The organism is Sediminibacterium sp. TEGAF015, from assembly GCF_025997995.1.
Lineage (GTDB): Bacteria > Bacteroidota > Bacteroidia > Chitinophagales > Chitinophagaceae > Sediminibacterium.
Map to the genome: position 1 here is coordinate 845911 of NZ_AP026683.1, position 13014 is coordinate 858924.

Annotated in this window: 9 protein-coding genes; 6 read left to right on the forward strand and 3 right to left on the reverse strand. The window is 39.3% G+C overall.

Features of this window, described 5'->3' with window-relative positions; genetic code table 11:
* Nucleotides 1-99: 99 nt before the first annotated feature.
* Entirely contained in the window at nucleotides 100-1098 is a 999-nt protein-coding gene (locus TEGAF0_RS03820) for a WD40/YVTN/BNR-like repeat-containing protein (protein WP_264900195.1), read from the forward strand.
* Here the strand turns inward: TEGAF0_RS03820 and TEGAF0_RS03825 are convergent.
* Nucleotides 1084-1530: a YkgJ family cysteine cluster protein gene (locus tag TEGAF0_RS03825; protein ID WP_264900197.1), complete on the reverse strand. Its 447-nt coding sequence runs from the start codon at nucleotides 1528-1530 to the stop codon at nucleotides 1084-1086. The two genes, TEGAF0_RS03820 and TEGAF0_RS03825, sit on opposite strands and share 15 nt — an antisense overlap.
* Nucleotides 1531-1649: 119 nt before the next feature.
* Here TEGAF0_RS03825 and xerD point away from each other — a divergent pair, with 119 nt between their 5' ends.
* Both xerD and TEGAF0_RS03835 read left to right on the forward strand, forming a co-directional pair.
* Complete coding sequence (gene xerD / locus TEGAF0_RS03830; RefSeq protein WP_264900199.1) at nucleotides 1650-2549, forward strand: site-specific tyrosine recombinase XerD; 900 nt, start codon at nucleotides 1650-1652, stop codon at nucleotides 2547-2549.
* A 98-nt stretch (nucleotides 2550-2647) separates the two neighbouring features.
* Entirely contained in the window at nucleotides 2648-3490 is an 843-nt protein-coding gene (locus tag TEGAF0_RS03835) for a DUF2911 domain-containing protein (RefSeq protein WP_264900201.1), read from the forward strand.
* A gap of 152 nt (nucleotides 3491-3642) precedes the next feature.
* On the opposite strand, the gene TEGAF0_RS03840 is transcribed toward TEGAF0_RS03835, so the two are convergent.
* The gene (locus TEGAF0_RS03840) at nucleotides 3643-4908 is read right to left on the reverse strand and encodes an aminotransferase class I/II-fold pyridoxal phosphate-dependent enzyme (protein WP_264900203.1); all 1266 of its coding nucleotides are present in this window, start codon (nucleotides 4906-4908) and stop codon (nucleotides 3643-3645) included.
* 120 nt (nucleotides 4909-5028) lie between these two features.
* Here TEGAF0_RS03840 and pafA point away from each other — a divergent pair, with 120 nt between their 5' ends.
* The 3 genes from pafA (at nucleotide 5029) to TEGAF0_RS03855 (ending at nucleotide 10421) form a co-directional block, all read left to right on the forward strand.
* A complete protein-coding gene (gene pafA / locus TEGAF0_RS03845) occupies nucleotides 5029-6699 on the forward strand; it encodes an alkaline phosphatase PafA (RefSeq protein WP_264900206.1) in 1671 nt (556 codons plus the stop codon).
* A 77-nt stretch (nucleotides 6700-6776) separates the two neighbouring features.
* Complete coding sequence (locus TEGAF0_RS03850) at nucleotides 6777-9596, forward strand: M16 family metallopeptidase (RefSeq protein ID WP_264900208.1); 2820 nt, start codon at nucleotides 6777-6779, stop codon at nucleotides 9594-9596.
* Between the two features lie 9 nt (nucleotides 9597-9605).
* Complete coding sequence (locus TEGAF0_RS03855; protein WP_264900210.1) at nucleotides 9606-10421, forward strand: class I SAM-dependent methyltransferase; 816 nt, start codon at nucleotides 9606-9608, stop codon at nucleotides 10419-10421.
* A gap of 83 nt (nucleotides 10422-10504) precedes the next feature.
* Here the strand turns inward: TEGAF0_RS03855 and TEGAF0_RS03860 are convergent, their stop codons facing one another.
* Nucleotides 10505-13012, reverse strand: coding sequence for a WD40/YVTN/BNR-like repeat-containing protein (locus tag TEGAF0_RS03860; protein ID WP_264900212.1), 2508 nt, complete (start codon nucleotides 13010-13012; stop codon nucleotides 10505-10507).
* Nucleotides 13013-13014: the final 2 nt, after the last annotated feature.

The window sequence follows — 13014 nt, forward strand, 5'->3', positions numbered from 1 at the left end:
ATTACGCGATCCCTTGTTTTTGTACCTGCGTAATTTAACAAGCGCAAAAATGAACTTATGACTTCATATTTAAAAATATTTTTACTCGCGACATTAACAATGCCCCTGACAAGTATCTCCGCACAAAACACTGCTTCCATTAACATATTGAGCCAAGGAAATAAAACAAGTATCCGTGGATTAAGCGTGGTGTCAGACAAAATTATTTGGGTCAGTGGAAGCAACGGCATGGTGGGCAAATCAACCGACGGAGGAATAAACATTCAATGGATGCAGGTTCCCGGTTTTGAAAAAAGGGATTTCAGAGACATAGAAGCCTATAGCGACAAGGTTGCGATTATTATGGCCATTGCCGAACCAGCAATGATACTTAAAACAAAAGATGGTGGCAACAATTGGTACACCGTTTTTACAGACAGTACCAAGGGCATGTTTTTAGATGCTATGCATGCATATGGAAAAACCATTCAGGTTGTGGGTGATCCAATAAATGGAAAAGCATTTTTTGCTTTAAGCAATAATGAAGGGGAAGGCTGGCATGCTCATTTGAAAGATGGAATTCCATTACAGGAAGGGGAAGCATTTTTTGCATCTAGTGGCAGTAATCTGCAAATTGTTTCTTCAGAAAATCAATTTAAATCAGGAACCTGGATGGTTACGGGAGGAAAAGCTTCCAGAATCATCAATGTCAGAGATCAGCGGGATAGCTATGCACTGCCGCTTTTGCAGGGGAAAGAATCAACCGGGGCTAATTCTATAGATATTAGTCCTTCTGGTAAATTTGCATTTATTGTAGGTGGAGATTTTGCCAGAGACACCATAAGAGAAGGCAATGCAGTAAAAGTTGTGTTCGGCAAAAGCATCAGTTTTACCAAACCTATAACGCCTCCACATGGTTACCGGTCAAGCGTAGTTTACCTGAATGAAAATACGTTAATCAGCTGTGGCACTTCGGGTGTAGATATTTCCCGTGATGGTGGCATGAACTGGGACAATATTAGTAAGCTGGGCTTTCATGTGGTGCAAAAAGCCAAAAAAGGGAATGCTGTTTTCTTAGCAGGTGGTGGCGGCAGAATTGCCAGACTACTTTTTGAGTAATTCCTGAAACTTCTCAACCATTTTAAATGTTGCCGGACAGTAGTCTATATTCTGTTGGTGCACGTGAATATATTCCACCATTTTTTTCTTTTTCAGATGCGGGAAACCTGAACAGTCGTCCGGTCTTACTTCATAAATACTGCACATATTATTGGTCAGATTCAGAAACTGGCAGGGTTGTTTTTTATTCATCCAGTCTCCATCTTCCTCATCAAAGTATAACCATTTTTCCTTGAACTCTGCAACAGACATTTCAAGGTGTGCTGCAATTCTTTTGAGATCTTTTGCATTGAATGTTGGGCTCATCGATTTACAGCAATTGGCACAGCTAAGGCAATCTACTTCCTTCCAAACTTCCGCTTCTACTTTTTCTGCCATTTTATCCAAACCCTTAGGAGGATTCTTTTCAATCTTACCCAAAAACTTCTTCATGCTTTTGGCGTTGTGACGTACTTTCTGCTTAAAGGATCTAAGATTAACTAACATACCAATGGAACTTTTACTTGAGTCTGTAAGCGAATATAATGATATAGCTGTTATCTTTATCATTCATGTGGACAGCGTATAAAAAAGGATTCAAAGCTTATCTGCAACTGGAGAAATCACTTAGTGAACACTCCGTAGAAGCCTACCTGCATGACATTGAAATGCTAACCAGTTTCTTATCTACTTTAGAACAACAAAAAGCCCCATCAGATATTGTTTTAAAAGACCTACAGGCATTTATTCAGTGGATTAACCAACTGGGTATGACAGCCAGCTCTCAATCCAGAATCATATCAGGCATAAGAAGCTTTTTTAAATACTGCATCATAGAACAGATTTGTACCAGCGATCCTTCTGTGTTACTTACTGTTCCTAAAGCAAAAAGAAAATTGCCCGACACTTTGCACTTCAATGAAATTGAAAGCATCATTCAACAGATTAATTTAAGTACGCCTGAAGGAACCAGAAATAAAGCAATTCTGGAAACCATGTACAGTTGTGGCTTAAGGGTTAGCGAAGTGGTCGGATTAAAAATATCAGGACTCTACCTAGATGTAGAATTCATTAAAGTTATCGGAAAGGGAAACAAAGAAAGATTAATACCCATTGGGAGCTCTGCTATAAAATGTATTAAGATATACAAGGACCAGGTAAGGGTGCATCAGCCCATTCAACCCGGCTTTGAAGATTACCTTTTTTTGAACAACAGAGGCAAGGGACTGTCGAGAGTAATGATTTTTTACATCATTAAAGATCTTGCACTGAAAGCAGGTATTACCAAAAGTATTTCGCCACATACTTTTCGTCATTCTTTTGCTACTCATTTGGTAGAAGGTGGTGCAGACTTAAGAGCAGTGCAGGAAATGCTGGGACATGAAAGTATTACCACAACTGAAATTTACACCCATCTCGACAATAACTATTTAAGGGACACACTTCAACGTTTTCATCCGGGGTTTAAATAATCATTTTGTTAAATCGCTAAACATTCCTCCGATTTTTCTAAAAAAATTGCGGCATTTGAAGGGGAAGAACTAAGTTTGACGTTCAAACATTTAATGATATGAAAAAGACTTTACTTGCAGCTGCCTTATTGAGCAGCGTAATGGGTTTTGCACAAATAAGAATGCCCCAGCCTAGTACTACACAAAAAATCTCTCAGGATTTTGGCATGGGCAAAATTGAATTAACCTATTCCCGTCCTAACATTAAGGGAAGAGCCATGTTAAAAGAAAATTCAGAGTTGGCTCCATTGAACCAATTATGGAGAACCGGTGCCAATGCTGCTACCAGAATTCATTTTTCCGATAAAGTAACAATGGGTGGAACTACCTTAGATACCGGAGCTTACGTACTATATACCGTTCCGGGAGTAGACTACTGGGAAGTTGTGGTAAACAAAGGTTTGAATAACTGGGGAACAGATGGTTACAAGCAAAGTGAAGACGTAGTTCGTTTTAAAGTTAAAGCAGCTAAAACCAACAGCAGTACTGAAACTTTCACTTTCCAATTTGCAAACGTAGAAGCAGAAAGCATTGACCTACAGTTAAGCTGGGGAAAGGTTGCAGTTAGCATTCCTATCAGCACAAATGTAAAAGACAGATTACGTGCACAAGTGGAATCAGCATTAGGTGCAGAAAAAGTAAACCCGAATGTTTACCAGGCTGCAGCTAATTTCTACTATGAGTGGGATAAAAATTATGCAAAAGCATTGCAGAATGTAAACAAAGCCACTGAAGCCAATCCAAAGGCTTTCTGGTTGTTCTTATTAACTGCAAAGATTCAGAAAGACATGGGTCAGAAAGCTGATGCCAAGGCAAGTGCTGAAAAATGTATCAGCATTGCAACTGAAGCAAAGAATGCAGACTATGTGAGAATGGCTAAAGAACTCATTAGCAAATTATAAAAGATGGCATGGGTTTGTTTTTGAACCCATTTCATAGAAAACAATACATTTGATAAATAAAAAACCAGGTCAATTGACCTGGTTTTTTTATGCGGTTATCTTATAAGTTATGAGACTGTTTTCCAATGAATAGCTTATTCAATCAACTACAACTATGAAACCTGTTTCTCTGCCATATCAGGAATTACTTCCACTTTATAGGCACCTGCATCTAACTTGGCTTTTGTTTCACTAAATGCTTTCAGCGTTTCATCAATATCAGCATCTGTATGCGCTGCAGAAGGAATCAAACGGAAGATGATATGCCCCTTAGGTATAACTGGATACACAACAATAGAAGCAAATATGCCGTAATTCTCTCTCAAGTCCATCACCATAGCAGTAGCTTCTTCTACCCCACCCTTCATATAAACAGGAGTAACAGGTGAATTGGTATTGCCAATATCAAATCCTTTTGCTTTCAATCCATTCTGCAGTTTCAACGCATTGCTCCAAAGTTTCTCTTTTAACTCTGGCATGGTACGCAACATTTCCAACCTTTTTAAATTACCAATTACGATTGGCATAGGTAAGCTCTTGGCAAAAATCTGGCTACGGATATTGTACCTAATAAAATCTATAATGGCTTTATCACCTGCAAGAAATGCACCAATGGATGCCATACTTTTTGCAAAAGTAGAAAAGTATAAATCAATGGCATCCTGACATCCCTGTTCTTCTCCGGCACCAGCACCTGTTTTACCAAGGGTACCAAATCCATGCGCATCATCTACCAATAAACGGAATTGGTATTTGGATTTCAAGGCAGCAATTTCTTTTAGTTTACCCTGATCCCCTGCCATACCAAAAACACCTTCCGTAATCACCAGAATTCCTCCGGCTTTTTGCTTTTCAATTAATTGAGTAGCTCTTACCAGTTGCTTTTCACAATCCTCTACATCATTGTGTTTAAATACATAACGATGCCCTGGATGCAATCTTAATCCATCAATAATACAAGCATGGCTTTCTGCATCATAAACGATTACATCGTGTCTACCACAAACTGCATCAATGGCACTCATGATACCCTGATAACCAAAGTTCATCAAAATAGCATCTTCTTTGTGCTCAAATGCTGCCAGTTCTCTTTCCAGCTGCTCGTGGTAATTGGAATTTCCACTCATCATTCTTGCCCCCATTGGATACGCCAACCCAAATTCCTTTGCTGCTTCAGCATCCACTTTTCTGATCTCTGGATGATTGGCAAGGCCCAGGTAATTGTTCAGACTCCATACAATCATTTCCTTACCTCTGAACTTCATTCGGCTATTGATATCACCTTCCAGTTTTGGAAAAGCGAAATAACCATGTGCACGCTCGCGGTGTTGACCTAAAGGACCGGCATTTTTCAATAATTTCTCAAAAATATCTGCCATAAATAATGGGGATTTGTTAGATTAAATTTTTTGCAAATTTAATAAATTAGGACCAAAGCACAAGGCTTATTGTAGCACAAGCAGTATCTTGCTCCTCTTTAGAACAAAAAACAAAAGACCTTGAATTACTCAATATTACACAAGCGATTTCTCAAGACATTCGGTCTTGCTTTGCTTATTCAGTCCGGAGCTGTAGCACAGAAAAACAATCCTGCAGTACAAACAGAAAAAGCCCCCAAGTTGGTGGTGGGTATTGTAGTTGATCAAATGCGTTGGGATTATCTGGAGCGTTTTGCCCCCCTGTTTAAATCGAACGGAGGATTTAAGCGAATGATGAATCAAGGATTCAGCAACGACAACTGTCAGATTGGGTACACCCCTTCTGTAACAGCCTGTGGACATACAGGAATTTATACAGGAACCGTGCCGGCTGTTCATGGAATAACCGGTAATTCCTGGTATGACAGTCAATTAAAAAGAGCTGTTTATTGCAGTGAAGATAGAACAGTTGAGGGTGTAGGCGCAAAAGGTGCCAGTGACGGTAGAATGAGTCCAAGGAATATGCTTACTACCAGCATAGCAGATGAATTGAGAATGGCCACCAATTTTAAAAGTAAAGTTATTGGGGTAGCTATTAAAGATCGTGGCGCCATATTACCTGCCGGTCATAGTGCAAACGGGGCTTACTGGTTCGACGCAAAATCGGGTAATTTCATCACCAGTACTTATTATTATAATGAATTACCAGCATGGGTTATTTCATTCAATAACAGACAGGTTCCTGATTCACTCAGCAAATTAGGTTGGAATAAATCACTGGCCGATCAGCAATACCTGCAATATGCCACTGCTGATGAAAAAAATTATGAATCCAAGCCATTTGGCGCCAATCAAGTGAAAATGCCTTATGACCTAAGCAGAAAGGAAAATGAAGGATTTTCAAAAGTGGTTGGCTCTCATTGGGGCAATACACTTACTGCAGAAATGGCTAAAGCCGCCGTTATAGCAGAAGAACTAGGAAAGGATGCCATCACCGATATGCTGGCAGTTAGCTTTTCTTCTCCGGATTATGTAGGTCACAGTTTTGGTCCTAATTCCTGGGAAATCGTTGACAATTATATTAAGCTTGATGAAGAGCTTGGCAAAATGTTCGACTTCCTGGATGCAACTGTTGGTAAAGGAAAATATACTGCCTTTTTAAGTGCCGACCATGCAGTAGCACACGTTCCGGGTTTTATGAAAGAGAACAAACTACCTGGTGGCACGCTGGACGACAAAGCTGCAATGGATGAGATGAATAAAGCCATCAAAACCAAATTTGGTATTGACAAAGCGGTTGTTAGTCTTTTTAATTATCAGGTACACTTCAACAGGGATTTACTGGATAGTGTTAATGCAGATAAAAAAGCCCTTAATCAGTTCATGGTAAATTATCTGATGAAGAAGGATTATATTCTAAATGCCTTCCCAACCAGTGAAATTTTAACCAGCCCTATGCCTCAGTACATGAGAGAGAAAATGGCCAATGGGTTTTTATATAACCGAAGTGGAGATATACAGATGGTCTTAAAATCCGGATACATTGATGGTGGAGCAACTGGTACTACCCATGGTTTATGGTATTCATACGATGCTCATATTCCTTTATTATGGTATGGCTTTGGCATTAAACAGGGAAGATCTAGTAAAAGAGTATATATGCATGATATAGCTTCTACTGTAGCTGCTCTTTTAAAAATTCAGGAACCTAGTGGCAATATTGGCCAACCAATAGAAGAAGTATTAAAATAGAAAAATATTCGTAATAGTTTTAATATTATTATAAAGTGATATAGAGGAGGTTGTATCTTGCGATACAACCTTTTTTTATGAAGAAAATTAGTATGATTAGCAGATTCATTTTACTGATCTGCATGACTGCTGTGTTTACCGCCAATGCACAGCTGAATTTGTCAGAAAAAATTCCGGTGGATCCGAAAGTTAAAATTGGTAAGTTATCCAACGGGCTTACCTATTACATTCGACAGAATGCCAAACCTGAGAAAAAAGTAGAACTTAGATTGGTTGTTAACGCCGGCTCCATTTTGGAAGATAATGACCAGCAGGGTCTTGCACACTTTACAGAACATATGGCGTTTAACGGAACCAAAAACTTTAAAAAGAATGAGTTGGTTAGTTTCCTTCAAAGTATTGGTGTTGATTTTGGTGCTGATTTAAATGCCTATACAGGTTTTGATGAAACAGTTTATATACTACCTATCCCTTTAAGTGACCCTAACAATTTTACAAAGGGATTACAGATTCTACAAGACTGGGCAGGAGGTGTGAGTTTTGAAGGAAAGCAGATTGATGATGAAAGAGGCATCATTCTGGAAGAGAGCAGATTGGGTAAAGGTGCTGAAGACAGAATGTTCCGAAAAATATATCCAAAACAATATGCCGGATCTAAATATGCTCAGCGTTTACCAATTGGGAAAGACAGCCTGTTAAAAACCTTTAAACACAGCGCTATAAAGCGCTTTTATGCAGATTGGTATCGCCCCAATTTAATGGCGGTAATGGTTGTAGGAGACATTGAAATAGCCGCTACAGAAAAATTAATTCAACAATATTTTGGGGGATTAAAAAACCCTGCTAATCCAAGACCCCGTACTTATGCAACCGTACCTGCAAGAACCCAGCATGATGGAATAGTAGTAACAGATAAAGAAGCCACCAATTTTACTGTGGAGTTGAATTATGCTACTGTAAAAACACAAGCTGAGCAAACCATTGAAGATTACAGAAGAAACAGCATCATCAAATCTTTATTCACCAGTATGTTGAATCAGCGGATGAATGAACTAGCGCAAAGCAGCAATCCTCCATTCAGTTTTGCAGGAGGTAATTTTGGCTCATATGCAAGAGGACATGAGGCCTTTAATGCCTTTGCCGTTCCTGGCCCAAAAGGTCCTGATACTGCCCTAATGGCTATGCTAACGGAGATTGAAAGAATTAAAAAATTTGGCTTTACCCAATCTGAAATGGAAAGAGCCAAAAAACAACAAATGGCAAGTATTGAAAGGTCTTACAATAACAGAGACAAAACAGAATCCAGTGTACTGGTTGAAGAATATATCAGAAACTTTTTACAACAGGAGCCTATTCCCGGAATTGAAACAGAATTCAAATACAAGAATACCCTGATGCCTGGTGTTCAATTGGCTGAAGTAAATGCACTGGCCAATGAATTAAAGAAAAACGAAAAAATATTTGTTTCCGTGCAGGGGCCGGAGAAAAGCAATTTTGCATTGCCCAATAAAGAAAAGTTACTGGCTTCCATTCAAACAGCTGCAAATAGCCCATTAAAAGCATATGTAGAAAAAGCCTTAGCTGCTTCCTTATTAGAAAAAATGCCGGCTGCAGGACAATTGGTTGGTGAAAAAAAGAATGATGCACTGGGTATTTCTGAGTTAACCTATAGCAACGGAACCCGGGTAATTATAAAAAATACCAATTTCAAACAGGACGAAATTATTCTGACCGGGTTCAAAAAAGGGGGAATAAATGGATATGGCCTTGCAGATAAATTCAGTGCAGCCTATGCTACTGCTGCTGTACAGCAAATGGGAATAGGAGCTTTCAGTCCGATTGATTTACGGAAATTCCTTTCTGGCAAAATTGCCAATGCTAACGTAGGACTAAATGCTTTAAGCACAAGGGTAAGCGGAAACAGCAGTATCAAAGACATGGAAACCATGTTCCAGTTAATGTACCTGAACTTTACTCAAATCAGAAAAGACGAAAGTTTATTCAATAGCTGGAAAGAAAAAACAAAATCTCAGATTCAGTTTTTACTATCAGACCCAACAACCGCATTCATCGACAGCGTTTATAAAATCATGTATGGCGGAAACCCATTGGCCCCTTCCGTTGTACCAACAGCTTCCGATTTTGATCAGATTAACTTGAATAGAGCAATTGAAATTTATAAGGAACAGACGCATGATGCAAGTGACTATACATTCATTATGGTAGGCAATGTAGATTTGAATACAGTAAAACCATTACTGGCAACCTATATTGGAGGCTTACCTTCCAAAGGCGGAAAGGGAGCATTTAAAGACAATGGCGTACGGATTCTTCCCGGCCAGAAAGAATTAAAATTCTTTAAAGGCAAGGAGCCGAAGAGTTTTATATTTAATGTTTACTCAGGCACTATAGCTTATTCAGAATCACTGGCTTTACATACAGAAATGCTTTCTGAAATCCTGAATATAAAAATCATAGAAGAGTTAAGAGAAAAAATCGGCGGTATCTATGGAGGAGGCATCAATGGTTCTTTATCTAAATATCCATACGAAGGCTATACGATGGCGTTACAATTGCCCTGTGGTCCCGAGAATGTAGACAAATTAACAGCAGCTGCGAATGCAGAAATAGAAAAGATAAAACAGCAGGGACCAGAGCAGAAAGACCTGGATAAAGTAAAGAAATCGCTATTGGAAAAGTATGCAGTAAATATCAAAGATAACCGCTACTGGAGCAACTTACTACAGGGGATTTACTTTTCGGAGAATGACCCTGAAAGAATTTTGAATTATCCTAAAATTATAAATGAAGTTAGCATAGAAGACATTCGTAAAGCGGCTGGTCTGGTATTGAACAACAGCAATATTATTCATGCTGTGTTATATCCGGAGAAGTAACTTTACCAAATGAATAAGCTGGTAAAAAAAGCAGGAAAACAATTCTTTCGTTTTATAGGCGCAAGTCCTTTACTAAACGAATTGCATTTCCGCATCCAGCAATTCAGCCATTTTTTGGGTAATCGTCAATTTCAGAAAAAACAAAAGCGCTTTGTCTTTCCAACAGACAGAGCGCTTTTTAATACCTTCCAACTCAACTATCAACGGTATTACGAAGATGGATTACTGGCTGCAAAAGAACTCTTAGAATGGAGTCAGATTCAATACACAGAAAACCCAGTTATCCTTGACTGGGGTACAGGCACTGGCAGAATCATACGCCATGTTCCAACACTTCTTCCCATTGCGGTATGCTACGGTACAGATTTGGACGCATTTGGAATTAACTGGTGTAAAAAATACATAGACAGGGTTTATTTTGACTGTATTACAAATGAATACCTTCCCTATCCCTCTCAGTATTTCAATGTAGTTTGGGGGATTTCCGTATGCACACATATTCCTTCCGAAGAAACAGTTCATTGGTTATCAGAGTTGCAAAGAATAATGAAAGACAATGCTATAGCCATTATTACAACGCACGGCAGTAATTATTATCATCAGTTAAATGCATCCCAAATGGGTCAATTAAAAGCAGCAGGGGCCTTCACAACGGATTACAAAGAAAAAGGGCATCGTTTAATGACTACTTATCATGATGCTGAATCATTCAATGCTATACTTAGGAATAAATTCGAAATAGTACAATATTGGGAAGGTAAAACCCATCCCGAAAAAATGGGTGGGCAAGATTGCTGGATCATAAAAAAAGTTCCGGCCGCCTGAGCAACCGGAACTTTTCAGATAAATTTATTTCAAGAACTCATCAACAATGATGCATTTGTTTTGCATCATTCTAACATGCTTTCTTATTTCGCAGCCTTCTGAATTTCAGACAAGCTAGCAACATATAAGCTTCTGCCATGTGTACCCAATACAATTTCATTGTCTCTTGGATGAATAGCAATATCGTGAACCGGAATGCTGTAAGGCAATCCTTTATTCCACATTACAGAACTGTTCCCTCCATTCAGACTAACGTATAAACCGCCATCAGTTCCAATATAAAGAATGTTCTCGTTCATAGGATCTTCTCTCAACACATTCACAGATTCATAAGGCAGGTCTTTGGCAATCTGCTTCCAGGTAGCTCCGTAATCATCACTAACATATACCAATGCATTGAAATAATCATTTCTATATCCGTTTAAAGTAACATACACACGGCTCTCTTTAAACTTACTTGCTACTACCCTGCTCACATATAATCCCTTTGGTAATTTTCCGTTGATATTGGTCCAGCTGTATCCACCATCTTTGGTAACGTGAACCAATCCATCATCAGAACCAGTATAAATCAATCCAAAACGGACAGGGCTTTCACTGATGGTAGAAAGCGTGCCAAACGGAACATCTCCCTGTTGAGGATTCGTAGTTAAATCACCACTCATCGCCATCATATTCTCTCCCTTATTAAATGAACGGTGAAACTTATTGCTTCCGAAATAAAATACATCCTGGTTATGTCTGCTCAAAACAATGGGAGACTGCCAGTTAAAGCGTAGTGAAGATTCGCCTAAAGCACGATTGGGTTTAACCATGGTACCTCTAGGGCCTCTTTCTCCGGTAGCAGGCGCTCCAATAACCTGACGATTGTAGTTACCAAACTGAGAACCACTGTAAACTGTGCGGTTATCTCTCCAGTCAACCTGTACCTGCATACCATCTCCGCCATTGATGCTTTTATAAGCATAGTTACCTGATCCATGCCAACCAATATTCTCAACATTCTTACTGGAGCCATACCAGGTACCATTGTCCTGTAAACCACCATACACATTGTAAGGTACAGCCATGTCCACTTCAATTGCATAGAACTGACCAACAGAAGGTGAATTCAGTTTAGACCAGTTTTTACCGTAGTCATAACTCATATTTAATCCACCATCATTACCATTGATTACATGACCATCCTTAGTAGCACTAAACCAGAAAGCATGGTGATCAGAGTGAACAGATGGTCCATCAATGGAAGCAAACTTCTTACCACCATCGGTACTCATCAATAAATCTACCCCGGTTAATGCCACTTTATTCTCATCTACTGGACTCACGAATACTTTACCAAAATAGTATCCATAAGAACTATAAATATTAATTGGTTCATTGTGGGTTTTCTTCCATGTTTTACCTCCATCATCACTTCTGTATAATTCACAGCCCTTCACAGCTGCAGCTGTAATAGCCGCATTGGCATCATAGAAGTAATCCCAAATAACATTCGGGCTGTATTTACCATTTGCTACTGCTTCTTTAATGGAAGCAGCAGTATATTCTGCAGGCAAACGGTATCTTGGACCACGGATAAAACTGTTCAGCTTCTTCTCATCCAATGCTGCAAACTGCTCTTTGGTAATCCCCTGAAAAGTATTTAATGTATACGCCCCCGTATCTGTAGTTACAGCGTTGTTGGTACGGTTGGTAGCTGGTCTCAATTCATTGTTGTCTACAACAGCATACACAATATTGGGGTTCTTGGGATAAATGGCTAAGCCAATTCTACCTACGCCATCACCGGTAGGAAAACCTGCACCTTCTACAGAAACCTTTTGCCAGGTTTCACCACCATCGGTACTTTTAAAAATCCCCCCAGACTTTCCGCTTTCCTCAAAATTCCAGGCTTTACGGGTACGGTACCACATACCTGCATACAATTCATTCGGATTCGAAGGATTGATATCCAGATCAACAGCTCCTGTATTTTCATCAACAAATAAGGTCTGCTTCCAAGTTTTACCTCCATCTGTGGTTTTGTAAATGCCTCTTTCTTTATTGGGAGAGTACAAATGTCCCAAAACAGCCACCCAGGCAGTGTTTGGATCGGTACTATGCAATTTAATTTCTCCAATATGGTGACTCTCCGGTAATCCTAACCAAGTCCAAGTTTTACCATTGTCAGCTGATTTATACACGCCTAATCCTGCATAAGTAGAACGGCTGCTGTTTACTTCACCGGTACCAACCCAAATTTCACGGGTTTTCCAGTTTACGGCAATATCTCCAATGCCAATTATATCTTCTGAATCAAAAATGGGCGTAAAACTCATCCCATTATTGGTTGTTTGCCACAAACCACCTGTAGCATAAGCTACATAGAATTCGGTAGGATCGGCAGGATTCACATCCATGTCTACTACTCTTCCACTTTGAACAGTTGGCCCAATATTCCTGAAAGCAGTTTTATTGGCCGGGGATTCAGTACTCAGCTGCTTTCTGATTTCAATACTCTTCAGTCTTTCGCTTGCTGGAGTAGGTTTAACCTGCGCCTGCGCAAAAAATGAAGAAATCATTAACAGCGATAAAAATGTTTTTCTCATAT